Origin of the sequence: Oceanococcus sp. HetDA_MAG_MS8 (assembly GCA_019192445.1) — a bacterium.
Classification (GTDB): Bacteria; Pseudomonadota; Gammaproteobacteria; order Nevskiales; family Oceanococcaceae; genus MS8.
Genome location: JAHCMK010000001.1, coordinates 296,840 through 323,713, shown reverse-complemented (window position 1 = coordinate 323,713; position 26,874 = coordinate 296,840). Strand labels below are relative to the sequence as shown.

The window sequence follows — 26,874 nt, the reverse complement described above, 5'->3', positions numbered from 1 at the left end:
ACAATTTTAGCCCAATGGCTTCTCCCTGGCTTGTCTCACCCAAGGCCGAATCCACTCTGGCAGATTCGTCCAGCGCAGCACCTGCGCCTCGTCAATCCCGTGAACACGCCATTCCGCAACGCTGCATAGCTGATGCCCCTGCCACAACATAGGCCAGTAGCAACGCAGCCAAGGCGGCACTCCCAGACTGGAAAAAACCCGCTTGACGCGCAACTTAGAACGGTGTCCAGCACTTAAGCTGGCTGCAGTGCGATCAGCACCACGCAGTGTTCCAGCTTGCCCTTGCGGACAATACACCCGACTGCCAGCCACCCATTCCTGCCAGCCCTCCTGACTCACGGCCAAAGCCTGTGGAGGCGGTGGCAGCGGCGGCACAACATAGACCCAGCCCTGATAGCGGCGTAAAGACCAGCCCGACCAATGCAGGGCTGGCTGACGGTCATCTGGTGCCTGCATTTGTTTGAGCCATTGCCAAAGCACCCGCTGTGGAATCGCCGGAGCGCCCAGACTGCGTACCGCAGCATGCAGCAAACCCTCACGCGGTGGAGCCGCCAGCTCCTGTAGAGCCTGCAGCGGCAGGGCTTGCCGCTGCATCTCAAGATGCTGCTCGATCCATGCCTGCTGCCAAAACCGCAACTCACGGCTTTGCTGTTGCGCAAGATCAACGCTGCGCAGCAAGGCCGCATGGGAACGTGGATGGATTTTCTCTAGCAGAGGCAATAGCTCAACGCGCACCCGATTGCGCGCAAGCTCTAGATCGGCATTAGTGGGGTCGTCCATCCAAGGAAGCCCCGCGGCCTGTTGTTGCAACTCAACTGCCGGTAGGGCCAAAGCCGGCCGCGCATGCCACCCTCGGGCAAAGGGTTTGAGCACAGGCATTGCCGATAAGCCCACAGCTCCGCTGCCGCGCAATGCGGCCAATAACCAGGTTTCAATCTGATCTTGGGCATGGTGCGCCGTCAATAGCACTTCCCCGGGCCGCAGCAGCTGCGCACAGGCCGCATAACGTCGCTCACGTGCCCAGGCCTCTTGGTTCGCATTGGGAGCGTCACGCAGCTGCAGGCATTGCAGCGGTAGCCCGAGCGTCCGCGCAATTCCAACCGCTGCCTGCTCCAACTCCTGCGCATGCGGCCCCAGCCCGTGGTTCACGTGCACACAGCGTAAGCGCACACGACCCGCAAGCAGCGCCGCTAAGGCGGCGGAATCCACGCCACCACTTAAGCCCAGCAAATAAGAATGGGCCTGCGGTAGCTGCAGACCTTCAAACACCGGATTAACCGGCGTCGACATAGTCTCCATAATCCAGCAAGCGCTGCTGGCGACGCGCCGTCAGCTCACTGCGCGACATTCTTCCGAGCTTGTCTAAGCCCGTGCGCAAGGTATCGGCGAGACGCGCTGCAGCATCTTGGGGCGCGCGATGAGCCCCTCCGGCCGGCTCGGCAATCACCTCATCAATGAGGCCCAGAGCATGCAATGAATCTGCAGTCATGCCCATGGCTGCTGCGGCTTCTTCCGCGTGGGCCGCTTTTTTCCAAAGAATGGAGGCGCAGCCCTCGGGTGAAATCACCGAATACACGCTGTACTGCAACATCGCGACATGATCACCCACACCAATCGCCAGCGCCCCGCCGGAGCCGCCCTCGCCAATGACGGTGCACAAAATGGGCGTGCGCAATTGACTCATCTCAAAGAGATTCCGGGCAATGGCCTCGCTTTGATTACGCTCCTCCGCGCCAATCCCTGGATAGGCTCCTGGAGTGTCGATGAAGGTTAGTATCGGTAGCGCAAATTTTTCGGCCATCTTCATGAGGCGCAAGGCTTTTCGATAGCCCTCCGGGCGCGGCATGCCAAAGTTGCGGCGCACCTTTTCTTTGGTGTCACGACCTTTTTGGTGCCCGATCACCATCACCGGGCGACCCTCGAAGCGAGCTAACCCCCCGATTAAGGCTTGGTCATCGCGAAAATGACGGTCCCCGTGCAACTCTGTGAACTCTGTGAATAAGTGCTTCACATAGTCCAGGAAATAGGGCCGCTGGGGATGACGTGCCACCTGGGTGACCTGCCAGGGGCTTAAGTCGGCAAAAATTTCCTCGGTGAGTTGACTCACCCGGCGCTCCAGCCGGCTGATATCCTCACTCAGATTCACCACATCCCCGTCAGCCACCTGCCGCAGCTGTTCAATTTTACTCTCGAGCTCCGCAATGGGCTGCTCGAACTCCAAGTACTTTAGATTCACGCGGCCGCCTCAATGCTGTCGCTGTTCCACTCCGGCCGTCGGTATAAGGGCCGAAACGATTGTATGTCAGGGTGCGCATCCAATGCGTCTAATAATGTGCTGTCTAGGCGTACCCTCCACTGCGAGGGTAGCAGGAGCTCGCCCCGAACATGGGGGGCTTTGAAGTCCACCGCGACCTCAACCCCTGTAGGGTCCTGGAACGGCGCGAGAATCCGTTCCAGCTGAGCCGGGGCAAGCTGGGCGGCTGGGCGCACTCGCAAACCAATGGCGTGGGCGTCGCGTAGCGTGCGTAAATCCAGGATGGTCTGCGGCGTGAGCCTAAAGCTGTCGTCGTAGCTATCCAGACTCAACCGACCATGAATCAGCAAGGGCTGCTCTTTGACTAACAAGTGGCGGAAACGCTGCAGGTCTTCATCAAAAAAGGCCAGACTCAAGCGTCCACTGCCGTCATCCAAAGAGGCAAAAGCACGGCGCTCACCCAAAACACGGAGGTCCACGAGCACGCCTGCGGCCACCACCTCACGCCCTCGGCTGCGGCCGCCCCGCTCCATGCTGGGAGCGCCGTTGTCGATCATCCCAGCAATACTGTTGGATGCCAGTGGGGCAAACTCGCGGCGCCAGGGATCCATAGGATGCACGGTCAAATAAAGCCCCAGACCCTCCTGCTCCATCCTTAGGGTGTCAGCAGCGCTCATGGGCGGCGCCGCCTGCAAGGCTGGCGGCTGCGCCGCTGGCACATCGGCCGCACCTCCAAAGATGTCGATCTGCCCAGTTTCGCGCTGGCTGTGCTGCTGCTCGGCCCAACCCACAGCCAAGTCCAGATTCTTCAGCAAGGTCTTGCGGTTCGGCTCGAAGCTGTCCAAGGCGCCGCCTTTGATCAAAGCCTCCAAGACGCGTTTATTCAACTTGCGTAAATCACAACGATTGACCAAGTCAAACATGTCGGCAAATGGCCCATGGGCCTCACGCTCGGCAATCAGTGCTTCCACCACGCCGCGGCCCACGCCTTTGAGCGCCCCCAAACCATAACGGATGGTCATGGGCGCCGGGACCGTGAATTGCAGGGCGGAGTGATTCACGCAGGGCGGCAGGACGCGGACCTGCCATTCTCGGCAGTCCGCAATCAATGGCACCAGCTTTTCGGTGTTATCCAAATCTGCGGATAAGGTGGCGCAGAGAAATTCGGCGGGGTAATGAACTTTCAGCCAAGCGGTCTGATAAGCCACATAGGCATAGGCTGCACTGTGTGACTTATTGAAACCATAGCCGGCAAATTTTTCGATCAAGTCAAAAATTTGCCCCGCCAGCTGACCGTCAACCCCATTGTCCTGCGCCCCCTGCACGAACTTGCCACGTTCTTTGGCCATGACCTCCGGCTTTTTCTTGCCCATGGCACGCCGCAACAGGTCGGCGCCCCCCAGGGTGTAACCGGAGAGTACCTGTGCAATCTGCATCACCTGTTCCTGATACAGGATGACGCCGTAGGTGGGCTTGAGGATCGGCTCTAATGACGGATGGGGATAACTGATTTCGGCTTCGCCATGCTTACGTTTAACGAAGTCCTCCACCATGCCGGTTTGCAGCGGCCCCGGGCGGAACAGGGCCAGCAGAGAGATGATGTCGTCGAAGCAATCCGGACGCAGGTCACGCACCAAGCGACGCATCCCAGCGGATTCGATTTGGAAGCAGGCTGTAACTCGCCCGGAACACAGCAGCTCGTAAACGGCCGGATCATCGATAGCCAAATACCGAATATCAACCGCTTCCAAGCCTTCGCGTTCGCGCCGCGCATTGACCAATGCTTCGGCGCGATCAACAACGGTGAGGGTTTTAAGGCCCAAGAAGTCAAACTTGACCAAACCGACCGATTCAACGTCGTCCTTGTCGAACTGCGTGACTGGATGGCCTTCGGGGTCCACATATAAGGGGCAGAACTCCGTCAGTGGTCCCGGAGCGATGACAACACCCCCGGCGTGTTTTCCGGCGTTGCGCGCCAGACCCTCCAGCTTCAAAGCGGTATCAACGAGTTCGGTTACCTCCTCTTCGTTTTGATACCGATTTTGCAGCTCCGCCGATTCCTTCAAGGCCTCGCTCAGGCTAATCCCCAGCGTGGGCGGAATGAGTCTGGCGATACCATCCACATAACCGTAGCCATGACCCAACACCCGCCCGGTGTCTCGCACCACAGCTTTGGCGGCCATGGAGCCGTAGGTGATGATTTGGGAGACCTGATCGCGACCGTAGGTCTGTGCGACATAGTCGATCACCCGGTCTCGACCTTCGATGCAGAAATCCACATCGAAGTCAGGCATCGACACCCGTTCTGGGTTGAGGAAGCGCTCGAAGAGCAAGTCGAACTGTAGCGGGTCCAGGTCGGTAATCCCCAATACCCAGGCGACTAGGCTTCCGGCCCCGGAGCCCCGACCTGGACCCACGGGAACGCCGTTATCGCGTGACCAACGAATAAAGTCGGCCACGATGAGGAAGTAACCGGGGAAACCCATCTGGTTGATAACGCCCAGCTCCCGCTGCAGGCGCTGTTCATACTCTTCGCGGCTGGCGTGCAACACGCCCTTGGCCAAGCGCTCCTCGAGTCCGTCCTTGGAAATAGTCTCTAAATAATCCTCCGCCGACTCCCCATGAGGCGTAGGAAACTCCGGCAAGACGTTATGGCCCAGACGCAGCAGAAGGTTACAACGTTGGGCGAAGATCACCGTGTTATGGACAGCCTCAGGAACGTCAGCAAACAACTCCAGCATCTGCGCGCCAGACTTCAGATATTGCTCTGGCGTGTGGCGACGGGGACGCTGAGGGTCGTCCAGCCTCTCCCCCTGGTAGATGCAGACCCGAGCCTCATGAGCTTCAAAATCCTCCGCACCGAGAAAACAGACCTGATTCAGCGCTAGCAGCGGCCAGTCGTATTTCAGCGCCAGTTCCACCGCAGCGGCGACGACGGCCTCATCACGGTCACGTCCAAGTCGCTCCAAACCCATCCAACAGCGCTGCGGGAACAGCTGCGCCAACTCAACAAGCCATGGCTCTAGGCTGGTTTGATCCGCCGCAGCCAACCACGTTCCGGCCTGCGCATCACCACTGCAAACAATGCATTCAAGGTCATCGCGCGCCCCCTGCTCCGCCATCCATGACCATTCCAGACGCGGGTTATCTGGGTCCTCACGGCCCTCAAGGTGCACGCGTGTGAGCAGCCTCGACAGGCTGGTCAAGCCGACCCGGCTGCGGCAGTACAGGAGCAGGATCAGGTCATGACCCTGAGGAGTCCGCACGCGAACCTCGGCTCCCGCCAAGGGTTTAACGCCGACGCTCCGAGCTGCCTGATAAAACTTGACGAGGGCAAAAACGTTGCCGGCATCCGTGAGTCCTACCGCGGCCTGGCCAGCTGCAGCCACAGCAGCCACGCCGGGCTTGATGCGCACCATGCTGTCGCACAAGGAGTATTCGCTATGCAGGCGCAAATGGACGAAGTCGGTACTCACAGGGCGAGACTCACCTGCGCCACAGGAGCAAAGCTGCGTCGGTGAGCCGCGCAAGGGCCATGCTGATGCAGCGCTTGTAAATGAGCTGGAGTGGGATATCCCTTGTGTTTGGCGAAGCCATATTCTGGAAATTGGCTATCTAGGCCCACCAATATGGCATCGCGATGCGTTTTCGCCAAAATTGACGCAGCGGAGATCTCTGCGACCTTCGCGTCGCCACCCACTATGGCCCGCGCCGGCATGCTCAAGCTAGGCACAAAACGCCCATCCACCAATGCTTCTGAAGCCATTTCCGGCAGGGCCTCTACCGCCCTGCGCATGGCCAGCAGGGTGGCATGGTGAATGTTCAATGCGTCAATTTCAGCCGCACTCGCCTCCGCAATGGCCCAAGCCTGAGCCTGTTCACGAATGAGTTCTGCGAGCTCATCTCGGCGCTTAGGGCTGAGTTTTTTGGAGTCATTCAAGCCTGTAATGGGCTCGGCAAGAATGACGGCGGCGGCCACCACTGGACCCGCTAAAGGACCGCGTCCAGCTTCATCTACACCCACCCGCATATATCCTCCACGAACTCGGCCGCCAACTGGTCGGTATCTTGCAGCAAACCTTCGCTAATCTGCGCGAAAGCCTGGAGTTGCGCCTCCCGCGCACCGGCATTGTCTAGCAATAAACGACCAGCACGCAGCAAGGCCTCTGGCTGCGCTTGCTCTTGTAGCAGCTCTGGAACAACGCTGCGGCCAGCCAGAATGTTCGGCATTGACACAAAACGAGATTGCAGCATCCCTAAGCCGCGCAATAGAAAATTGGTACTGGCAGCGGCCCTGTACAGCACCACCATCGGAGTTTGGCTCAAGAGGGTCTCGAGAGTGGCGGTGCCGGATGTGACCCAGGCCACGTCGGATGCGCAAAGAACCTCGCGCATACGACCTGTTGTGATGGTGACGCTCAAGCGATGGCCCCATTGCTGGCTAAGAGCTTGGAGCTGCTCGGCCCGTTTAGCGTCTGCGGCGGCCAGTAACAACTGCAGCCGGGGGTTGTCTTGTTGCCAAGCTGCGGCGGCCTCAAACATCACTGGGGCATTGCGTTCAATTTCGCCGCTACGGCTGCCTGGCACGAGTGCCAGTACAGGGGCGCTCGAATCCACCTGCAGCTGCTTGCGCAAGGTGGCCGCCGTTGGCAACTTGCGCATGGCATGCGCAAAAGGATGACCGACATAGGCCGTTTGTATAGGCAGCTCTTGGTAACACTCGGGCTCAAAAGGAAACAAACACAGCAAACCATGGGCGGCACGGTTCACTTTATGCACCCGCTGCGGTCGCCACGCCCAGACCGTAGGGCTTACGTAGTGCACGACGGGAATGCCTTGATCTTTGAGGCGGCGCTCCAGGCCCAAGTTGAAGTCAGGTGCATCAATGCCGACAAAGGCATCCGGCGGGTTATCCCGCCAATGCTTGAGCAGCCGTTGACGCAAACGCCAGATACGGGCCACCTCAGGCAGAACTTCCGCTAGGCCCATGACCGCCAGTTCCTCGGCTTGGGCTAAGGGAGTACAGCCGGCGGCTTGCAGGTGCGGTCCCGCAACCCCCTCAATGATCAAGTCCGGATGGCGTTCACGCAGAGCCCGAACCAGACCCGCACCCAATTGATCCCCAGAACTTTCCCCGGCCACAATGGCCAAACGACGTGCCGGCACAGTAATGACCTCTGGTGTGCACAGTGCACACGAGTGTTTAACGAATGATGGACCGCTTTGACGCGCTAATAAAGTCTAAAAAGCGGCGCAAATCCCCGTCGGTATCGCCGGCATCAGCCAACTCACGGATACGGGCAATGGCATCTTCCAAACTTAGATCTTGTTTGTAGAGCACCTTGAAGGCTTCACGAATTCGGCGGATGCGCTCGGCAGAAAAGCCCTTGCGTTCCAGCCCAACTTTGTTGATGCCGCGTGGGCGCTGAGGGTAGTCGGACACCATGACATAGGGCGGCACATCGCGCACCACCGCACCGCCGTGCCCTAGGTAGGCGTAGGCGCCCACATGGCAAAACTGGTGAATGGCGGTAAAGCCCCCACAAATGGCGTGGTCATGAATGTGCACATGCCCGGCCAAGGTTGTGTTGTTGGCGAGCACCGTATCGTTACCCACCACACAATCATGCGCAATATGGACATAAGCCATCATGAAGTTGCGGTCGCCGATGCGGGTCCGACTTTCTTCCTTGGGCGTGCCACGGTTAAAGGTGACGAACTCAAAAATCGTGTTGTCGTCGCCAATATCGAGGTGGACAGGCGCATCGGACCAAGTGAGGTCCTGGGGATCACCACCAATGGAAGCAAAGGGATGAATGGTGTTGCGCGCACCAATCTTGGTCGGGCCACGCACCGCGACATTGGCCACCAACCGTGTCTGCGGGCCGATCTGGACCTGCGGGCCGACATAACAAAAGGGGCCGACCTCAACGCTGCTATCCAGCTCCGCTTTAGGGTCCACATAAGCCTGTGGGCTGATGAGCGCTTGCGTCATTTACGCATGGCCTCCAATCGTTGATTCGCACACATCATGTCTGCGGTGCAGACGATGGCCTCATCCACACTGGCATGAGCAGAGAACTTCCAAATATCGCGCTTGCGCTTCACCAATGTGGCCTCTAGCCGCACTTGGTCACCAGGGACGACCTGACGCTTGAAACGTGCTCGGTCGATGCCAGCAAAGACCATAATGGTGCCCTGCTCGGGTCCCTCCTCGGCGGTGGCAGAAGCCAGCAAACCGCAGGCTTGAGCCATGGCTTCCAGTATTAACACCCCCGGCATGATGGGCCGCTCCGGGAAATGACCTTGGAACTGACTTTCGTTGTGACTGATGTTCTTCAAGGCCACGATGCGTTCACCAATCACGCACTCCAGCACACGATCGACCAGCAAAAATGGGTAGCGGTGCGGCAACAGCCGCCGGATGTCATCAAGGTCAATGTCTATACGCTCAGCCACGCGATACCGCCTTTTCCAATGCCTTCAGACGCGGCTCCAACCGCCGCAGCAGAACAAGCAAACGTCGAAATGCACCAACAGCAAGCAAAGGCGTTCCCGAGCCGTACTGACCAGATTCCGTGATCGACTGCAGCACCACTGCGCCTCCGTTCAGGATGACCCTGTCGGCTATCTCAATATGCCCTGAGATGCCGGCTTGGCCACCAATCATGCAGCCCTGACCGATGCGAGTCGACCCAGCAATTCCGACCTGCGCCGCAATAGCCGTTTGCGCTCCAATCTGCACGTTGTGGGCGATTTGACATTGATTGTCTATGCGTACGTTATCACCGATCACTGTGTCTTCCAGTGCACCACAGTCGATGGTCGTATTCGCCCCGATTTCTACCCCATTGCCAATCTGCACTGAGCCCACTTGGGGAATCGCCCGCCAAGCCTGGCCGTCATGATAGTTGCCAAACCCCCGGCTACCGATCACTGCGCCGCTAAGTATGAGCGCGCGTTCACCAATGTTTGCCCGGCTACGCACGGTAACCCGGGGGTGAAGATCACTGTGCGCGCCAATACTCACCCCAGCGCCAACATAACAGTGAGCGCCGAGCGACACCGCGTCTCCGATGCGCGCCTGGGCCTCAATGACCACACCTGGACCAACCCTGACGCCGTCTCCAAGCTGCGCTGTGGGGTCAATACAAGCAGTCGGATGGATGCCGGGCGCCGGTCTTTGGTCTTGCTCAAACTCCTGGGCTACCGCCGCAAACGCGGCCTGTGGGTCGGCCACAAACACGGCGTTGGGCCAGTCTACCGTCCAATTTTGTGGCACCAGGACGGCCGCCGCCTGGCTGGACTGAGCGGCGTCTTTATAACGCGGCGAACCACACCACGCCACACCCTGCGCCTGACCCGGCTGCAGTGAACACACTCCGGTGATATCAGGATTGGCCTGCGGATGGCGCGTGGGCTGGACACCAACGCGCTCAAGCAGTGTGAGCAAATCCATGGGCGAAACCGGCGACTTAGCGTTTCTTCTTAAGCCGGTCTAAAACGGTGCCCGTGATGTCTGCACTGTCCACCGCATACACGGGATCTTGTAGCACCACCGTGTATTTCCCTTCTTTGGCAACCTGCTCTATCACTTGTTGGAACTCAGCCATCAGCTTCTGGGTTAGCTCCCGCTCGCGAACGGCCACGTCCTCTTTGAGCTTGCGCTCTGAGTAGGAAATGTCGATGCGCCGCGTATTCAACTCTTTCTCACGCGCAGCACGCTCGGTGGACGACATGATGTCGGCATCTTTTTTGAATCGCTGCAGATCTTCGGCCAGATCTCGCGCTTCTTTTTCCAGGTCATCCGCACGACTTTGAAACTCTTTTTTCATCGACTCGCCCGCGGCTCGATACTGCGGTGATTCGGTGAGCAAACGCTGCGAGTTAATGACCGCGATCTGCACCTCGGCCCATGCCGCAGGCACGACCAAGGCCGTCAGCAAGGTGAGTGTAATGAGGCGAACTTTGAACATACTTTCAATACCCATAATCAGACAGATTTAAAAACCGGCGCCGAAATCAATCTGGAAGCGGTCTTCCCTATCAAAGGGCTGCGCATCCAGCGGCTGTGCATAAGACAATTCCAACAACCCCAGGAAGGGAGTGAACCATTGAAATGCGACACCAACGGCTGACCGCAGTTCAGCGGTATCAAAGGCTTCACGATTGGCAAACACGTTGCCGATATCGTAGAAAACAGACAACCGCGTGGATTTGTTGTTGGATTCCAAGGGCGTTGGCAGGATGAGGTTGGCTTGCAGCGTCGTCCGCAGGTTGCCGCCAAAAGCAAAACCATTGGAATCCCGCGGCCCCAAAGTACCAGGGCGGAAACCACGCACCGAGCGAGCGCCACCCGCAAAGAAGTTCTCGTAAGGCGGCACGATTTCTGTGTCGCCGTAACCCTCAACCAAGCCTAAAGAGGTGTTGAGCTCGGCAAACAGGGATTTGTACATGGGGATGTACTGCTGCCAGGTATACGAAGCGCGAATGTATTCAATATCGCTGCCCGGCAAAATCACATCCAGGTTGAGTCGATGCAACGCACCCCGGCTCGCAAAGAAAGTTCGGTTACGACTGTCTTGGGTAAAACCGGTGCGGAACTCGTAGGTATTGAACCGGCTACCGTTACGCGATACGAACTCCAAGACTTCGTCGGCCGTGCTACCGGCAAAGGTGGTCACCGCGACAGCATCGACCCCGAAACCTGCGCGAATGCTGGCGAACTCACTGATGGGGATACCGTAGGTCAGTGAGCCCGACAAGGTGTTGGAATCGAAGCCAGATGCAAACCGGATAATGCCCTGCGAGCGACGGTAGGTGGCTGCCACCGTGCGCGCCAGCCCATCCGGGGTTGCATAAGGGTCGGTCCAACTGGCACTGATGGTATCCGCGACCTGGTTGTTTTCCAGGTTCAGCGCCACGCGATTCCCCGTCCCCATAAAGTTGGTATGGGTCAGGCTGCCGTTAATGAGAAAGCCCTGTAAGCCGGAAAAGCCCACGCCGAACTGCACACTGCCTGGTGCGCGCTCTTCAACGGTGAAGTTCACATCGACCAAGTCGTCCGTTCCAGGAACGGGGTCGGTACTGACCTCCACCGCCTGTAAAAACGGCAGCCGCTGCAAGCGCGTACGCGAGAGCTCCACCAAGTTTTGTGAGTACACCGCCCCTTCAAACTGGCGCATTTCCCGACGCAAGGTTTCGTCGTTGGTGCGCAGGTGGCCAGCAAAATTCACCCGCCGCACATAGGTACGCGGTCCAGGCTCCACCATAAAGTTCAAAATGACGGCGTTGTCGCTGTCTTCTACTGGCTCGGGCAGTGGATTCACTTCGGCGAAGGCATAGCCAATATTGGAGTAGGCCACCGTCATTCGCTCAGCCGCGTCGGTTGCAGCCTTCAGCGAGAAAATTGACCCTGGAGGAATTGGCGCCAGACGGCGAAGTACGCTTTCATCAACGATAAGCTCACCAGCAAAGCGCAGCTCCTGCACTTCATAAGTTTCTCCTTCGTCCACATTAATGGTGACGAAGATCCCCTGCCGGTCCGGAGTCATCGCGACCTGAACCGATTCAATATCAAAGCGCAGGTAACCGCGGTCTTTGTAGTAAGAGTTCAAGCCCTCTAAATCACCCAGCATTTGCTGCTTGGAGTACTTGTCCTTGGCGCCGAAGAATTTATAGGCTTTGGTAGCCTCGAGTTCAAAATTCTCTAAAAGCTCGGCATCCGTGAAGGCTTCGTTACCCACAATATTGATGTCGCGAATCCGGGCCTGACTACCCTCGTCCACATCAATCTTCAAACTCACCCGGTTGTTCGGCTCTTCCGTAATCGTTGTTTCTACCAATACCGAGTAGTAGCCGTTCGCGAAGTATTGGTTACGAATCTCTTGTTCAACTTGGTCCAGCAAAAGCTGGCGAAAAATCTCGCCTTCGACCAGGCCAGACTGCCGCAAGGCCTCATCGAACTCGTCACCACTGACTTTATCATTCCCTTCGATCTCAAAGGACGAGATCAGGGGGCGCTCCGACACCTCCACGATGAGGGTATCGCCCTCGCGGCGCAAAACCACGTTGTCGAACAAACCGGTTTGATAGAGGGCGCGAATCGACTGACGGGAGGTGGCTGCGTTGAGCTCATCTCCAGGCGTCAAAGGCAGGTAGGAGAAGATGGTCGACTCCTCGAGCCGCACTAAGCCCTCGGCGCGAATGTCGCCGACGCGAAATGGGTCTAGAGCCCAGGCCGTAGAGACCAGGCCCCAGCTTAAAACCAAAAGCTGTCCGAACAGCGTTAGCAAACGCTGCGTCTTAATCCAATTAGTCACTTATGTTGTCGTCCAGGCGATCCGATTGCCTTCGCAGCGAACGCGGCTCAACTCAGTAGCCGCGCTAGGTCGTTGTACAACGCCACCGTCATCAAACCGAGCAACATGGCCAGGCCCACACTGTGGCCTAGGCTTTGCGCACGCTCTGATAATGGCGAGCCTTTGATTGCCTCAATGCCGTAATACAGCAGATGTCCCCCATCTAATACCGGAACCGGCAGCAGATTGAGCACCCCAAGGCTGACGCTGATCAACGCCAAAAATCCCAAAAAACTAACGATGCCCGCCGCAGCAGACACCCCAGCAAATTCCGCAATAGACAAAGGTCCGGAGAGGTTTTTTACCGAAACTTCGCCTAACACCATCCGCCAGAGCATTTTGACCGTCAGTACAGACATGCTCAGGGTTTGTTCCACTCCCGCCCACACACTCTGGACAGGCCCCAGCCGATGAATAAACCGGAAATCCTGCCATAGATGAGCCTGCTCAGCCACGCCTGCACCCAATTGACCCACTGGGCCTTGCTCGGTCATGACCTCCGCCAACTGCAGGGAGACCTGTTGCTGCGTGTCTTCGCGCTCAACAACCAAGCGAACGGTTTGCCCTGGACGCTCGCGAATGAGCATCACTAGCTCCCGCCAGGAGTCCACCGCGCGCGCATCCAAACTGCTGATGCGGTCTCCAACTCTTAGTCCGGCGCGATCGGCCGGAGAGTCGGCCAATATCTGGCCCAGAATAGGCTCTAAGCGCACCTGCGGTGGGACCAAGCCAAGATAATCAAAAAACTCCAAGGGCTCGGTCGGCGCGTTCACCAGTGCTAATGACACGCTCAGCTGCTGATCCGAACCACGTTGCAGAACGATGGGCAAGGACTGCGCACCCAAGGACGCTTCGAGTAGCCGCAGCCGAGCGCGATCCCAGGTGGCAACGTCCTGGCCGGCGACTTGCAGCAGGGTATCGCCCTCCTGCACGCCAGCTTGAGCCGCGGCGGATGGCGTCGGTATTGGGCCGAGGACCGGGCGCAATGCCGGTTGGCCAATCATTTGCACCAGGGCGTAGAAGATAATGGCTAAGAAGAAGTTCGCCAGTGGCCCTGCTGCCACGATAGCAATGCGCTGCAAAACCGGTTTGCGATTGAACGCAGCATGCCTCTGCTCCTCCGGCACCGGCGCTTCGCGTTCGTCCAACATTTTGACGTAGCCGCCCAGAGGAATGGCAGCCACCTGCCAGCGGGTTCCATCCTTGGCAACCCGAGACCATAAGGGCTTTCCGAAGCCAATGGAGAAGCACAGCACGCGCACGCCGCAGCGTCGTGCCACCCAGTAATGACCAAACTCATGGAAGGTGACCAATATGCCAATGGCCAGCACAAAACCGAGTACGGACTGTACAAACTCAGGCATGCGCCGCCTCCCACTGGCGCGCCACGTCCCGCGCGCGGGCGTCGACGGCAATCGCCGCTTCTAAGTCCGGCAGGTCCTGAGACCAAGCCTGTGAGGTCTCCAAGGTGTGTTCCACCAAAGCGCTGATATCGCCAAAGCCAATGCGCTGCTCCAAGAAACCAGCAACCGCAATTTCATTGGCGGCATTGAGGACCGCCGGGGCAATACCACCGCTTTCGAGTGCGGCCCGAGCCAAACGTAATGCGGGAAAGCGCTGGGTGTCCGGCGCCGAGAATTCCAATTGCCCCACCTGAGCCAGGTCGAGGCTCTGAGCTCCAGACGGGCCCCGCTCCGGGAAATGTAAGGCATGAGCAATGGGAATACGCATATCCGTGGAGCCCAGCTGAGCCAGCTGGCTGCCATCCGCGTACTCCACCAAGGAATGCACAATGCTTTGCGGATGAATCAAAATATCCACACTCGCCGCCGGCAAATCATACAAATAGGCCGCCTCGATCAGCTCCAGGCCCTTGTTCATCATTGTTGCGGAATCCACAGATATTTTTCGGCCCATATCCCATTTGGGGTGTGCAACAGCCTGTGCTGGCGTGGCCTGCGCCATGGCCTCTAAGGACCAATTCCTGAAGGGGCCACCGGACGCTGTGAGTATGAGGCGCCGGACCCCCTGTGGACGCTGACCACAACGGTAATCCTGAGGTAGACACTGAAAGATGGCGTTATGTTCACTGTCGATGGGCAACAGACGGGCTTGACCCGCATCTGCCGCTGCCAGCAGCAGTGGACCAGCTGTCACCAAGGCCTCTTTGGTTGCCAGAAGAATGTCGTGGCCGGCCTGCGCGGCAGCCAATGTCGGAGCTAAGCCGCAGGCTCCCACAATGGCGACCATCACCATATCCACGCCCGGCTGCTGTACCCCTTCCACCAAGGCCTGAGGACCACTCAGGACCGGACACAGATCGTGTATCCGATCGCGCAGGGCAGCCGCCGCATCGGCATCCACCATAATGGCCAAGCGGGGCCGGAAACGCTGCACCAACTCGGCCATCGCATCGACGTTTCGCTGGGCGCTGAGCACTTCTACCGAGAAGGCCTCTGGGGCACGTGCCACCACATCCAAGGTACTGCGACCAATGCTGCCGGTGGCACCGAGAATCGCTATACCGCGCATTAAACGGCCTCCAGCAGCAAAGAGCCCGCGAGCATGAGCGGCATCGCCGCATAGGTGCTATCGAGCCGATCAAGCAAGCCGCCGTGGCCTGGAAGTAGTGTCCCTGAGTCCTTAATGCCAGTTTGGCGCTTGAACATGCTTTCGGTCAGGTCGCCAATCACAGAGAGCATGGCAACGACCATGGCCAATCCCACGAACCCCATAGCCGAGGCGCCGCTCAGACCGAGCACGCCATAGGCGGCCACCACTGCCACGATGGCGGCAAGCACTGCCCCGCCCCAGAAACCTTCCCAGGATTTGTTCGGGCTGATCAACGGAGCGAGCCGACGGCGACCAAAGCGCTTACCTGCAAAGTAGCCACCAACATCCATGGCCCACACCAGGACCAAGGTGATGAGGATTAATTCGCGGCCGGCCGGCTCCAGTGCCATCGCCAAAGCCCCGGCGGCAAAGAGCACCAACAGCGCTGCCCCAATCAACAGCCGCAGCGCGGGCTGCGTGATTCCCTGCCGAATACCGCGGGGAAAAACGCCCAGCCAGATGAGCATCGACAACCAAAAAACACAGCCCAGCACGGCGGTCAACCAGGGCTGAAGTGGCAGCAATACGGCCAGCAAGCCAACCCCCAAGGCATAACTCAAACGACCACGGCGCGGATGCAAAGCAAATTGGGACCATTCCCAAGCCGAACCTGCGGCGACCAATGCCAGCAGAACCGCGAGCCCGGCTGGTGGCAGCCAGAGGACCGCCGCCACCACCAGCGGAATGAGCGCCAATGCGGTGAGTAGGCGCGTTAGGAGCATGATCTCGCCTCTACGCGGCCAAAGCGGCGCTCACGCCCTTGATACCAAGCGATGGCCTCATCCAGATCACGCGCCCCAAAATCCGGCCAGAATTGGTCGCTGAAGTACAGCTCGGTGTAGGCCAACTCCCAGAGTAAAAAATTACTCAATCTGGATTCTCCGCCGGTACGAATAAAGAGATCCACCGGCGGCATGCCGGCCAATGCCAACCTCTGCTGAACATGCTCCGGGCGAATGTCATGCGCCTGCATATCTCCCCGCTCCACCGCCAGCGCCAAATCACGCACGGCCTGAGTGATGTCTTGCTGGCTACCGTAGCCTGCGGCGATGTTTAAGGCCATGCCCTGATTATCGGCAGTGAGCTCCTCAGCGCGCTCCATTTCATCTTGGAGCTCACGGGCAAAGCGCCCGCGATCACCGATAATGCGCAGGCGGGCTCCGCGCTTGTGAAACTCCTGGATGTCGTTGCGGAGGGTGACCAACAGCAACTCCATCAACAAGGACACCTCCGCCGGCGGGCGCTGCCAGTTCTCCGCAGAGAAGGCATACAGCGTGAGCGCAGACAGGCCGATGTCACTGGCGTGTTCAATGATTCGACGGGCGGCTTGCCCTCCGGCGCGGTGGCCGAAGCCACGCGGCCTACCCCGCGAGCGCGCCCAACGGCCGTTGCCATCCATGATGATGGCGACATGATGTGGGCCGCCAGCGATCCCCGGGTTCATCAGACCTGCATCATCTCCTGCTCTTTGGCATCGAGAATTTGGTCCACCTCAGCCACGGCAGCGTCCGTGAGTTTTTGCACCTCGGTATTACCCCGGCGCTCGTCGTCCTCACTGATCAATTTCTCTTTGACCAGCTCTTTGAGCTCATTATTCGCATCACGGCGGATGTTACGCACCGCGATCTTGGCGTTTTCGCCTTCAGCGCGCATGACCTTGACCAGATCGCGGCGGCGCTCTTCGGTCAGAGGCGGAACCACAATACGCATGGTCGTGCCGGCAGTATTCGGGTTCAAGCCCAGATCCGAGCTCAGAATGGCTTTTTCGATCTTGCCCACCATATCGCGCTCCCAGGGCGTGATGCTGATGGTACGAGCGTCCTCAGCAACAATATTCGCGCACTGCGACAAGGGCACATCCGAACCGTAGTAATCCACAGTCACGTGGTCCAGCAAGGACACATGGGCCCTTCCGGTACGCAATTTGGAGAGCTCTTGGCGGAGATTGTCCACACTCTTGCTCATGCGCGACTTCGCGTCTTTTTTAATGTCTTCAAACATTCACTGTGTTCCTGCGTCTACTCGCGTGCCGACGGTGGTATCGCCACGCAGAATTCGTTGCAAATCACCTGCACGGGTCATGTCATAAACCATCAGCGGCAATCCTTGATCGCGCAGCATCACGATGGCCGTCTGGTCCATAACCCGTAAGTCCTCACGTAACACATCATCGTAGCTGATTCGCACGTAACGCTCCGCTTCGGGGTTCTGCACCGGGTCGGAATCGTAAACCCCGTCCACTTTGGTCGCCTTAAGCATCAGATCGGCGCTGATCTCCACGGCGCGCAGTGCTGCGGCGCTGTCTGTAGTAAAGAAGGGGTTCCCGGTTCCGGACGCGAAGATCACAACCCTGCCCTTTTGCAGATGACGCTCCGCACGGCGCCGGATGTAGTCTTCGCACACTTGATTAATCCTGAGGGCGGATTGCACGCGGCAATCCAAACCATGCCGCTCTAAAGCGTCTTGCATCGCCAGCGCGTTCATGACTGTTGCCAACATCCCCATGTGGTCACCGGTCACCCGGTCCACTCCCTCGCCGGCAAGACCAGCTCCGCGGAAGATATTGCCGCCACCCACAACAATGGCCACTTCGATTCCGTCATCAATCAATGGCTTGATTTCGTCGGCGATGAAGTTCAATACAGCGGGATCGATACCGTAGTCATGGTCACCCATAAGTGCTTCGCCCGACAGCTTGAGCAGTACGCGGCGATATTGATAGTCAGCGGCTTGAGTCATGGCGTAGCGATGGCCTTATTTAAACAAGTAGCGTGAAGAGGCGGTCACGCAGCAAACCAACAGAGGCGAATGCGCCGGTGCATAGAGGGTTGAGCGGACCAGGCAGACAAGCAAATACCCACTAACCCACCATTATCCACTGAGCTTGGACCATAAACCAAGCTCCACCAAAACGAAGAGCTCTGTTGCCCCTATTGCATACAACAAGGCCCCGGAAACCGGGGCCTTGGGACGCCCGACCCTATAGAGTCGACGCCAGAGTGCACAGAGGCTTCACAAGCACTTACTTCGCTGCGGCGGCTTGCGCGGCGACCTCATCGGCGAAGTTGCTCTCTTCCTTCTCAATGCCCTCACCCACCACCAGACGCTGGTAGCTAAGCACGCTGGCGCCTTTTTGCTCCAGCAACTTGCCTACGGTGAGGTCAGGATCTTTAACGAAGGGCTGGCCCACCAGAGTGATCTCACCCAGGTACTTGCGCAAACGTCCCTGAACCATCTTCTCGATGATCTCAACCGGCTTGCCCGAGCCTTCGGCCTGGGCCATCAGCACGCGCTTCTCGTCTTCCAAGGCCTGTGGATCGACGCTGTTTTCGTCCAGGAAGGCCGGGTTGCTAGCAGCGATATGCAGTGCCAAGTCAAGGCCCAAAGCCTCGTCGCCACCTTGGAACGCCACCAAAACACCAATTTTGCCACCATGGATGTAGCTACCGATGCGGCCATCGGCGCTCAGCAACACCACACGACGTAAGGTCATGTTCTCGCCAAGCTTGGCGATGAGGTCGCGACGCGTGGCATCTAGAGCCTGGCCATCGGCTTCCTGTGCCAGGAGAGCGTCTACATCGTCGGTCTTGGTGCTCAAAGCCATCTGCGCGGCCTTATCGGCCAAGGCCAGAAAGTCTTCGTTTTTGGCAACGAAGTCCGTCTCACAGTTGAGCTCCACCATCGCGGCCGCACTGCCGTCTTCAGACACGGCGATACGCACGACGCCTTCGGCGGCAACCCGGCTGGCCTTTTTGTCAGCCTTGGCCTGACCGTCGGCTCGCATTTTTTCAACCGCAGCTTCCAGGTCCCCATCGGTAGCCTGCAAGGCACGCTTGCAATCCATCATGGCGGCGCCAGTACGCTCGCGAAGCTCTTTAACTAAAGATGCTGTAATTGCCATTGTTCTCGAAATCGTTGGTGTGAAAAGTTAGGCCGGGGCGTCGGTCGACTCGGCAGCGTCCGTTGGCTCAGCGTCGCGCGGAGCTTCGGTTTTGCTGCCATGAGCGTCGCTCACTGCGTCCGCAATAGCGCGGGCATAAACGGCAATAGCACGGATAGCGTCATCGTTGCCGGGCACCACAATGTCAACGCCTTCAGGAGAGTTGTTGGTGTCGACAATGCCGATCACCGGAATACCCAATTTACGGGCCTCGTTGATGGCGATGTTTTCATAGCCCACGTCAATCACGAAGAGCGCGTCAGGCAAGCTGGTCATTTGCTCGATACCGCCCAAGCTGGAGAGCAGCTTTTCGTACTCACGAGTCAGCGACAGACGCTCTTTTTTATTGATTTGGTATTTGGTCTGGGTTTCATCCAAGCGCTCGCGCAGCTCTTGCATACGCTTGATCGAGCCCTTGACTGTCTTGAAGTTGGTCAGCATTCCGCCCAACCAACGCCGATTCACGTAGGGCATATCACAGCGCGCTGCTTCTTCGGCCACGATGTCTTGGGCCGCACGCTTGGTACCCACGAAGAGAATCTTGCCGCCATCCGCAGCAACGCGGCCGGCCGCATTGCAGGCTTCACGCAGCAAAGGCAGCGTTTCTTCCAGGTTGATGATGTGAATCTTGTTCCGCGCGCCGAAGATGTAAGGGCGCATCTGGGGGTTCCAGTAGCGGGTACGATGGCCAAAATGCGCACCAGCTTCCAAAAGCTGACGCATAGTCACTTGCGACATAGTCTGTATTTTCCGTTGTTAGGGGTTGTAACAAATGCCGCCTCTGACCCCTTCGCCCTGCGCAGGCAGGGACCCCGAAGAGGCCTGGTAACGCGAATGCGTTCCCGGGATTGAAAGCGGCACGAAGTCAGTTTCTTCCTCACTCCGCAGACATTTGGCGTCCCTTAGGGAGCCGTTAGCCATTGCAGCGAAGAGGCGCGATTTATACCATACCGGGCTACCCAAAACCAGCACCGGGGATCGACTCAGGCCGGCTTACAGCTTGGCGCTGCTGATTCCCCATTGAGCATGTCCGTAACGATTAAGACCCCCGAAGAACAAGATGCCATGCGCACGGCCGGACGCCTGGCCGCCCAAGTGCTGGACATGATTGCCCCCTATGTTCGCCCTGGCGTAACAACGGAGGAATTAGATCAGCGCTGCCACAATTACATTGTTGACGAACTCGGCAGCATTCCCGCCCCACTGAATTACCGCGGCTTCCCCAAGTCCATCTGCACCTCAGTGAATCATGTGGTCTGTCATGGCATTCCAGGACCTAAGAAGCTGCGCGATGGAGACATCATCAACATCGATGTCACCGTCATCAAAGATGGGTTCCATGGCGACACCAGCAAAATGTTCTATGTGGGCGAACCCTCCATTCGTGCCCGTCGGTTGTGCGAAGTGACGCGCGAAGCAATGCTTGCTGGTATTCACGCCGTTCGCCCAGGCCTGCGGCTCGGCGACCTTGGCGCCATCATTCAAGAAGTCGCAGACGCGGCACGCTTCTCGGTAGTCCGTGAGTACTGTGGACATGGCATTGGCCGCGCCTTTCATGAAGACCCGCAAATCCTTCACTACGGTCAACGTGGCGATGGTATGGAGCTGCGTGAGGGCATGTGCTTCACCATTGAGCCCATGCTCAACGCAGGACGACGTGAAGTGAAACTCTTAAGTGATCAATGGACTGTGGTTACCCGAGATCGCTCCTTATCTGCCCAATGGGAACACACCGTGCTCGTCACCGCGAACGGCTATGAAGTCTTAACTCAACGCCCGGACGAAGTCCTGTGACTATTCTGAGCAATGCCCATATCGTCGCAACCGAAGACCTGCTTGATCGCTTAGGCCCTGCAGATGGTGCGCCCGATGCACCGCGTTGGCGCAGCACCCTGCAGTGGGTTCGCGAGCAACATTTTCAGGCCTTTCGCGAGCAAACCGAAGCTGCGGAGCTCATTGCCGAGTACACGGAAATCGTAGATTTGGTACTCCAGCGCGCCTGGCTGGCGACCGTAGGCCAGGCGGCCTGCGCTCTGCTTGCGGTTGGCGGTTATGGCCGTGCTGAATTGCTGCCACATTCCGATATTGACGTGCTGCTGCTCACCCCGGAGCGCTTGGACGATGCGACCCGCCAGGGCTTAGAGGCTTTCGTAGGGCTGTGCTGGGATTGCGGCCTGGAGCTGGGGCATAGCGTTCGATCCCTAGATGAATGCGCCAGCGAAGCCGCGGCTGATATCACCGTCGTCACCAACCTCATGGAGGCGCGGCATTTATGCGGACAGCTCGAGCTATCCAATCAATTGGCGGAGTCGGTCAGCCCAGAGCGGTGTTGGCCTGCCTACGACTTCTTCCAGGCCAAACGTGACGAGCAGGTCGCACGTTACAAACGCTTTGATGACACGGCCTACAAGTTGGAGCCCAATGTCAAAGAAGGCCCAGGCGGTCTGCGTGATCTGCAAATGATTTTGTGGCTATCTCAGCGCCTTTACGGCACGGGCAAGCTGGAGGATTTGGCGCAGCAGAATCTGCTCACTCCCACGGAGGTCAGCGATCTTCGTAATGGTCGGAATCAGCTGTGGAGAGTGCGCTTTGCATTGCACATGCTCACGGGGCGCCGTGAAGACCGCTTACTCTTTGACCACCAGGTGCAAATTGCCGGGCTTTACGGTTATGCCGATCAAAGCGCCAACCTCGCGGTTGAGCAATTTATGCAGCTGTACTACCGCACCATCAAGATGCTGTCGGTGCTCAACGACATTTTCTTACAGCTGTTTGAAGAGCAGGTAGAAGGTGATCCAGAGCACGGTCATTCCCTGGATGCCGACTTCGCGGTGCAAGGCCAGTACCTGGTCACCCGCGATGACGAGGTCTTCCGTGACAACCCTCTGAATCTGCTGCGGATATTCAAGTTATGGGCGGAGAACGAGGCTCAGATTAAAGGCATGTCAGCGCAGACGCTGCGCCTACTCCGCCGGGATCGTAACTTGATCGACGCCGGCTTTCGCAGCCGTGGTGATACACGCGCTTTGTTCATGCAAATCCTGCGCATGCCTCGCGGCGTACTGCACAGCCTACGGCGGATGAACCGCTACGGAATTCTCGGTCGCTACCTGCCTCCGTTTGGTCGCATTATTGGGCGTATGCAGTACGACCTCTTTCACCAGCTCACGGTGGACGAGCACACGCTGTTTGTCGTACGCAACCTGCGCCGACTGGCCGTGCCAGAGTTTGCGCAGGAGTTCCCTGATTTCAGCGCACTCTACGCGGAAGTTGATAAGCCGGAGCTGCTCACGCTGGCCGGTTTGTTTCACGATATTGCCAAAGGCCGCGGCGGCGACCATTCCGACCTGGGCGCCGACGATGCCATCAACTTCTGCCGGGAACATGGCCTGTCCACAGCCGACCAACAAACCGTGGCCTGGTTGGTGCGCAATCACTTGCTGATGAGCCTCACGGCGCAGCGCGAAGACGTGTCTGACCCCGACGTCATCAATGCCTTCGCCGAGAAGATTCCAGACTTAGAGCACCTGCGGTACTTGTACTTGCTCACGGTCTGCGACATTCGCGCCACGAATCCCAAGCTTTGGAATGGCTTCAAAGCAGGGCTACTGCGCAGCTTGTTTATTGCTACCAAGCGGACCCTCAGTGAGGGCCAGCCCCTGCGCGAGGCCGATCTTATCCGCCAGCGTGCGGAGGCCACCGTAGAGCTCCTCCAAGCGAGCGGCATCACCAAAGAGCAGGCGGAGGGCCTACTGCAGCGCCTGGAAGAAGAGCACCTGCTCCGCCATAACGCAGACGAGCTCTGCTGGCATTGTCAGGTGCTGCATCAAGCCCAGGGCCAAACTACGATCGCGATCCGCTCCGAAACCGGTCGCGGCATGGTGGTGTTCATTCACGCCCCAGACGTAGCAGGCTTGTTTGCGGTTTGTACCGCCGTTCTCGCTCGCGCTGGCTTCAATATTTTGGATGCGCGCATTTCCAACACCACGGATGGCTGGACTGCCGATAGCTATGCCGTAACCGACGCCGACGGCAACGATGTTCAGGACGCGAGTCGCATCAGCGAAATTGAGCAGGCCTTACGCGACGCCCTGGACCACCCTGAGGACATCGATACGCGTGTCACCCGGCGGATTAGTTCCCGCCAACGTCATTTCGATACGCCCACACAAATCTTCTTCCGCAACGACGCTCAAGGCCGTTACTCCATATTGGAGCTGGTCGCCAATGACCGCCCAGGTTTGCTGTCCTGCGTGGGTCAGGTGTTACATCGCCACAACCTCAACCTACGCTCGGCCAAGGTGGGCACCATTGGTGAGCGCGCCGAAGACCTATTCCACTTTACCGATACCCTGGGCCGCCCCCTGAGCGACCCTGCACTGTTTCACACCCTGCGCGATGACCTCATCGCCGCCATAGCCCAAGCCTGAAGGAAGACCATTGAGCGCCACCCAAGAACTGATCGAAACCGCCTTTGACAACGCTGCCAATATCAGCGCCGATAATGCGCCTGGCGAATTGCGTGAGGCCGTAGACCAAGCCTTGGCCAGCCTGGATGACGGCAGTCTTCGGGTTGCGCAGCCCGGTAGCGAGGGTTGGGTGGTCAACCAATGGGCGAAAAAAGCCGTACTCCTGTCCTTTCGCTTGAACCCCAATCGCCTCATGGACGGCGCGGAAACGCGCTATTTCGACAAAGTCGATTCCAAGTTTGCTGGCTGGAGCGAAGCGGACTTCCAAGCACTGGGAGCCCGGGTGGTTCCCCCGGCGATGGTCCGCAAGGGCTCATACATTGCCCCCGGTGCAGTGCTGATGCCCTCTTATGTGAACATCGGCGCCTATGTGGACCAGGGCACCATGGTAGATACATGGGCCACAGTGGGCTCATGCGCGCAAATTGGTAAAAATGTGCACCTATCCGGCGGAGTTGGCATCGGTGGTGTGTTGGAGCCACTCCAAGCCAATCCCACCATTATCGAAGATGACTGCTTTATTGGCGCCCGCTCAGAAATCGTCGAAGGCGTCATCGTGGAGCGTGGCAGCGTCATTTCGATGGGAGTCTTTATCGGCCAAAGCACCCCCATCTTCGACCGCGACAGCGGTGAGATTCACTATGGCCGCGTTCCTGCGGGCAGTGTGGTGGTTGCGGGCTCCCTCCCGAAAAATGGGCCTGGCGGCGTGTATAACCTCAACTGCGCGGTTATCGTCAAAAAAGTCACCGCTCAAACCCGGGCAAAAGTGGGCATCAACAACTTGCTGCGCGAGGCCGCGGAAGCATGACCCACAGCGGCCTCCCAACGCGCTCGGGCTTCGCTAGCGGCCCAGCCCGCGCGTGCCGGCCTTAGACGGCCTAGGGAGTTCGCTATGACAGCTGCACACACCCGTCCAGTGCCGGGTTTACGGGGACCATTTGTACAGAGCTATTTGGCCAGCAGCCCGCTACGCCGCCGCTGGAACAAGCGGCGGCGCCCGAATCTGGACCGCGCGGCGCAGGAGCACATACTGGATGCCGGCCAAGGCGTCCGTTTAGCCGCCAGGCTAAGCGCCCAAACTGAAGCCGAGCGCGGCCGGGTGCTGCTCCTTCATGGCTGGGAGGGCAGCCACGACTCGGTCTATCTGCACAGCTTAGGCAGTCGCCTGTTTGATGCTGGCTACAGCGTGGCTCGATTGAACTTGCGTGACCATGGCGGCACCCATCACCTCAATCCTGAACCCTTTCACTCCGCGCGGATGGATGAGGTGTATGGCGCCGTTCGCGCCTTGCAGCAGCTTTGGGGGGATTTCGACGCCTTAGTGGGCTTTTCCCTAGGCGGGAACTTCAGCCTACGCTTGGCCATCGCGGCCCCCAAAGAGCAACTGGCCTTAGGCCAAGTCATTGCGGTGAACCCCGTGATGAACCCCGAAACCACAACGCGCGCCCTAGACGCGGCCAAGCTTTACCTGCCGTATTTCCTACGCAAGTGGCGGCAGACCATTGCTGCCAAACGCCAAGCTTGGCCCGATGGCCCCGATTACGCCGATTTGTTACAAGACCGCTCCTTGCTGGCCGTCACGGACAAGTTCGCCACCCGCTACTGTGGCTTTGCCTCCCGCCAGGCCTATTTTGCAGAGTACACCTTGGTCGCTGAGCGCTTCGCGGACTTGGCCACGCCAACCACCATCATCAGCTCTGCGGACGACGCCTTAATTCCGATCCAAGAGGTTCGCGCGGTCGCCAAAGCAAGCCCACGGCTGACCATTCGCGAACACCGTTATGGCGGCCATTGTGGTTATGTGCACAACTGGCGCTTGGAGTCTTGGCTGGAGCCAGAGCTGCTGGATCTACTGCACTCAGCGCCGCAGACCTGACTCAGCGCCCGCATCAGCCATCCGGCGCCGCAGACCAGGCTAGCTTGCTCAGCCCTTCGCTCTTCCACAGAGGATGAGGCCATGGGGCTCAGCGAAAGCGCGTAGGGCCTCAGAGCTCAATGGCAGCAGGAGTGCAGCCATCACAGTCTCAGTGAGCGCGGCAGCCGTGTGCGCTATTAACGCACTGCTGCCCGCTGATAGCGGCGGCCTCCATGGAGGTCGCGCAGCGAACCGGCGCAGCATGCGACCATGCAGCTCCTCGCTGTTGCAGACTACGCGGAGGATACCGCCGCTGACTCCAGCACAGAGCGCGCCTCGGGGCTGGAATAAAAGTCCACCAGCAACCGCCTTAGCATGCGCTCCAGAACACCGGCATTGTCTAACTGCTTCAGCAACCCAGGCAGGGTCTGCGAGCACACCGTTCGCAGCAGCTCCGAGGTCACCCCCAACTCATCCAGAATGAGCTGCACGCTGGACTGCGAGTGACGCGCATAAAAGCCATCGACACCTGCCTCTATCAGCGCCGCCATGAAATCGGTCTGCCGAAACTCTTTCCAAAAGGCGGTTCCAAGCATGGCCAAGTCTTGCACTTGCTCCGTACTCAGCACCTCGCGAAACCCGGCAATGGGCTCATCTTCGATGTGCTCCCACGCTCCTCTGAGAATCTGTTTTAAGGCAGCGTCATCCAGCGCGTGACGCAAAAACTGGCGGGCACTGTCGGCATGCGCCCGTGTTTGGTTCGCTACAAACTCCTTGAGTTGTTGCTCCAGCGCCTGGCCCAGTTTGGAGCGAAGCTTCTCCAACAAATCCCGCCCCAGCAATACGGCAGAACTAGCACGCGGCAAATTCCAGGATTGCGCGGTTTGGTCCAAGTAGCGCAGCAAGCCGCCAAGCAGCAGTTCTTGGGTGAGATCGCGAAATACGGCGTTACTCACCAATAATTCGATCACAGCCTCACGCAAAGCCTGTAGCTGCAGCAGCTGATCCGAGAACACCTCGAAGGCGGCATCCGGCACCACATCGCCCAAAGTGCACTCATCGTGGATGGGGTCACTGTAAATTTGCCGTGCCATCACCCCAACCAGCTCAGCCAGACCGGGCCCGAGATCCAGTCGCTGTACGCTATACACCGCCACCGACCGCAGACGCTCAGCATCGATGAGCTGGGCGAACTGCATGGAGGAAATGTCGTCCAGTAGCCCCTCTACCTGCGCATCAATTAATCGACGCAAGGCGGTGCCTTGGCACTGCTGGCGCAGAAAGGCCACATGTGCCTCCAGCAATGCCTTAGCAGTGGGATGCATCTCCCCGGCAGTCATACAGTCGTCCTATTCGCGTTATGAGCCACCCTAGCCTAGCAA

General features: G+C 58.5%; 23 protein-coding genes. 4 read left to right on the top strand and 19 right to left on the bottom strand.

Translation table 11 applies throughout. The features are described 5' to 3' along the window. Positions 1-6: 6 nt before the first annotated feature. From tilS to rpsB, 18 genes are all read right to left on the bottom strand, one after another. The gene (gene tilS / locus KI787_01240; protein MBV6628554.1) at positions 7-1,290 is read right to left on the bottom strand and encodes a tRNA lysidine(34) synthetase TilS; all 1,284 of its coding nucleotides are present in this window, start codon (positions 1,288-1,290) and stop codon (positions 7-9) included. Beyond that, positions 1,274-2,236: an acetyl-CoA carboxylase carboxyltransferase subunit alpha gene (locus tag KI787_01235; protein MBV6628553.1), complete on the bottom strand. Its 963-nt coding sequence runs from the start codon at positions 2,234-2,236 to the stop codon at positions 1,274-1,276. The genes tilS and KI787_01235 overlap by 17 nt, the downstream gene beginning before the upstream one ends. Then, positions 2,233-5,730, bottom strand: a complete 3,498-nt coding sequence (dnaE, locus tag KI787_01230; GenBank protein MBV6628552.1) for a DNA polymerase III subunit alpha — start codon at positions 5,728-5,730, stop codon at positions 2,233-2,235. Before dnaE ends, KI787_01235 begins: the two co-directional genes overlap by 4 nt. Then, complete coding sequence (rnhB, locus tag KI787_01225; GenBank protein ID MBV6628551.1) at positions 5,727-6,284, bottom strand: ribonuclease HII; 558 nt, start codon at positions 6,282-6,284, stop codon at positions 5,727-5,729. Before rnhB ends, dnaE begins: the two co-directional genes overlap by 4 nt. Next, positions 6,269-7,420, bottom strand: a complete 1,152-nt coding sequence (gene lpxB, locus KI787_01220; GenBank protein MBV6628550.1) for a lipid-A-disaccharide synthase — start codon at positions 7,418-7,420, stop codon at positions 6,269-6,271. The genes rnhB and lpxB overlap by 16 nt, the downstream gene beginning before the upstream one ends. Positions 7,421-7,457: 37 nt before the next feature. After that, positions 7,458-8,249, bottom strand: coding sequence for an acyl-ACP--UDP-N-acetylglucosamine O-acyltransferase (gene lpxA / locus KI787_01215; protein ID MBV6628549.1), 792 nt, complete (start codon positions 8,247-8,249; stop codon positions 7,458-7,460). After that, a complete protein-coding gene (gene fabZ / locus KI787_01210) occupies positions 8,246-8,701 on the bottom strand; it encodes a 3-hydroxyacyl-ACP dehydratase FabZ (protein MBV6628548.1) in 456 nt (151 codons plus the stop codon). The genes lpxA and fabZ overlap by 4 nt, the downstream gene beginning before the upstream one ends. A 4-nt stretch (positions 8,702-8,705) precedes the next feature. Further along, the gene (lpxD, locus tag KI787_01205; protein MBV6628547.1) at positions 8,706-9,713 is read right to left on the bottom strand and encodes a UDP-3-O-(3-hydroxymyristoyl)glucosamine N-acyltransferase; all 1,008 of its coding nucleotides are present in this window, start codon (positions 9,711-9,713) and stop codon (positions 8,706-8,708) included. A gap of 16 nt (positions 9,714-9,729) precedes the next feature. After that, complete coding sequence (locus tag KI787_01200) at positions 9,730-10,230, bottom strand: OmpH family outer membrane protein (protein MBV6628546.1); 501 nt, start codon at positions 10,228-10,230, stop codon at positions 9,730-9,732. Between the two features lie 27 nt (positions 10,231-10,257). Then, entirely contained in the window at positions 10,258-12,576 is a 2,319-nt protein-coding gene (bamA, locus tag KI787_01195) for an outer membrane protein assembly factor BamA (GenBank protein ID MBV6628545.1), read from the bottom strand. 47 nt (positions 12,577-12,623) lie between these two features. Next, on the bottom strand, positions 12,624-13,979 hold the full coding sequence (gene rseP, locus KI787_01190; protein ID MBV6628544.1) for an RIP metalloprotease RseP: 1,356 nt from the start codon (positions 13,977-13,979) through the stop codon (positions 12,624-12,626). Next, positions 13,972-15,147, bottom strand: a complete 1,176-nt coding sequence (locus tag KI787_01185) for a 1-deoxy-D-xylulose-5-phosphate reductoisomerase (GenBank protein ID MBV6628543.1) — start codon at positions 15,145-15,147, stop codon at positions 13,972-13,974. Before KI787_01185 ends, rseP begins: the two co-directional genes overlap by 8 nt. Next, complete coding sequence (locus KI787_01180) at positions 15,147-15,950, bottom strand: phosphatidate cytidylyltransferase (GenBank protein ID MBV6628542.1); 804 nt, start codon at positions 15,948-15,950, stop codon at positions 15,147-15,149. The genes KI787_01185 and KI787_01180 overlap by 1 nt, the downstream gene beginning before the upstream one ends. Beyond that, positions 15,941-16,672: a di-trans,poly-cis-decaprenylcistransferase gene (gene uppS / locus KI787_01175; GenBank protein MBV6628541.1), complete on the bottom strand. Its 732-nt coding sequence runs from the start codon at positions 16,670-16,672 to the stop codon at positions 15,941-15,943. Before uppS ends, KI787_01180 begins: the two co-directional genes overlap by 10 nt. After that, positions 16,672-17,229 (bottom strand): ribosome recycling factor, encoded by a 558-nt coding sequence (frr, locus tag KI787_01170; protein MBV6628540.1) that lies wholly within the window; start codon positions 17,227-17,229, stop codon positions 16,672-16,674. Before frr ends, uppS begins: the two co-directional genes overlap by 1 nt. Continuing rightward, positions 17,230-17,967, bottom strand: coding sequence for a UMP kinase (gene pyrH / locus KI787_01165; GenBank protein ID MBV6628539.1), 738 nt, complete (start codon positions 17,965-17,967; stop codon positions 17,230-17,232). A gap of 283 nt (positions 17,968-18,250) precedes the next feature. Then, a complete protein-coding gene (locus KI787_01160; protein MBV6628538.1) occupies positions 18,251-19,129 on the bottom strand; it encodes an elongation factor Ts in 879 nt (292 codons plus the stop codon). Between the two features lie 27 nt (positions 19,130-19,156). Then, positions 19,157-19,906, bottom strand: coding sequence for a 30S ribosomal protein S2 (gene rpsB, locus KI787_01155; protein ID MBV6628537.1), 750 nt, complete (start codon positions 19,904-19,906; stop codon positions 19,157-19,159). Positions 19,907-20,194: 288 nt separating this feature from the next. On the opposite strand from rpsB, the gene map reads away from it, so the two are divergent. From map to KI787_01135, 4 genes are all read left to right on the top strand, one after another. Continuing rightward, positions 20,195-20,962, top strand: coding sequence for a type I methionyl aminopeptidase (gene map, locus KI787_01150; protein MBV6628536.1), 768 nt, complete (start codon positions 20,195-20,197; stop codon positions 20,960-20,962). Then, complete coding sequence (gene glnD, locus KI787_01145; GenBank protein ID MBV6628535.1) at positions 20,959-23,598, top strand: [protein-PII] uridylyltransferase; 2,640 nt, start codon at positions 20,959-20,961, stop codon at positions 23,596-23,598. Before map ends, glnD begins: the two co-directional genes overlap by 4 nt. Before the next feature lie 10 nt (positions 23,599-23,608). After that, entirely contained in the window at positions 23,609-24,445 is an 837-nt protein-coding gene (gene dapD, locus KI787_01140; protein MBV6628534.1) for a 2,3,4,5-tetrahydropyridine-2,6-dicarboxylate N-succinyltransferase, read from the top strand. 84 nt (positions 24,446-24,529) lie between these two features. Then, entirely contained in the window at positions 24,530-25,513 is a 984-nt protein-coding gene (locus tag KI787_01135; GenBank protein MBV6628533.1) for an alpha/beta fold hydrolase, read from the top strand. 272 nt (positions 25,514-25,785) lie between these two features. Here the strand turns inward: KI787_01135 and KI787_01130 are convergent, their stop codons facing one another. After that, positions 25,786-26,832, bottom strand: coding sequence for a hypothetical protein (locus KI787_01130; protein MBV6628532.1), 1,047 nt, complete (start codon positions 26,830-26,832; stop codon positions 25,786-25,788). Between the last annotated feature and the right edge of the window lie 42 nt (positions 26,833-26,874).

Bases quoted from the DNA above. Each gene is read 5' to 3' on its own strand.
- tilS (MBV6628554.1), bottom strand. From the start codon at position 1,290: ATGTCGACGCCGGTTAATCCGGTGTTTGAAGGTCTGCAGCTACCGCAG.
- rnhB (MBV6628551.1), bottom strand. From the start codon at position 6,284: ATGCGGGTGGGTGTAGATGAAGCTGGACGCGGTCCTTTAGCGGGTCCA.
- lpxA (MBV6628549.1), bottom strand. From the start codon at position 8,249: ATGACGCAAGCGCTCATCAGCCCACAGGCTTATGTGGACCCTAAAGCG.
- lpxD (MBV6628547.1), bottom strand. From the start codon at position 9,713: ATGGATTTGCTCACACTGCTTGAGCGCGTTGGTGTCCAGCCCACGCGC.
- KI787_01200 (MBV6628546.1), bottom strand. From the start codon at position 10,230: ATGTTCAAAGTTCGCCTCATTACACTCACCTTGCTGACGGCCTTGGTC.
- rseP (MBV6628544.1), bottom strand. From the start codon at position 13,979: ATGCCTGAGTTTGTACAGTCCGTACTCGGTTTTGTGCTGGCCATTGGC.
- KI787_01185 (MBV6628543.1), bottom strand. From the start codon at position 15,147: ATGCGCGGTATAGCGATTCTCGGTGCCACCGGCAGCATTGGTCGCAGT.
- KI787_01180 (MBV6628542.1), bottom strand. From the start codon at position 15,950: ATGCTCCTAACGCGCCTACTCACCGCATTGGCGCTCATTCCGCTGGTG.
- uppS (MBV6628541.1), bottom strand. From the start codon at position 16,672: ATGAACCCGGGGATCGCTGGCGGCCCACATCATGTCGCCATCATCATG.
- frr (MBV6628540.1), bottom strand. From the start codon at position 17,229: ATGTTTGAAGACATTAAAAAAGACGCGAAGTCGCGCATGAGCAAGAGT.
- pyrH (MBV6628539.1), bottom strand. From the start codon at position 17,967: ATGACTCAAGCCGCTGACTATCAATATCGCCGCGTACTGCTCAAGCTG.
- KI787_01160 (MBV6628538.1), bottom strand. From the start codon at position 19,129: ATGGCAATTACAGCATCTTTAGTTAAAGAGCTTCGCGAGCGTACTGGC.
- rpsB (MBV6628537.1), bottom strand. From the start codon at position 19,906: ATGTCGCAAGTGACTATGCGTCAGCTTTTGGAAGCTGGTGCGCATTTT.
- map (MBV6628536.1), top strand. From the start codon at position 20,195: ATGTCCGTAACGATTAAGACCCCCGAAGAACAAGATGCCATGCGCACG.
- KI787_01135 (MBV6628533.1), top strand. From the start codon at position 24,530: ATGACAGCTGCACACACCCGTCCAGTGCCGGGTTTACGGGGACCATTT.
- KI787_01130 (MBV6628532.1), bottom strand. From the start codon at position 26,832: ATGACTGCCGGGGAGATGCATCCCACTGCTAAGGCATTGCTGGAGGCA.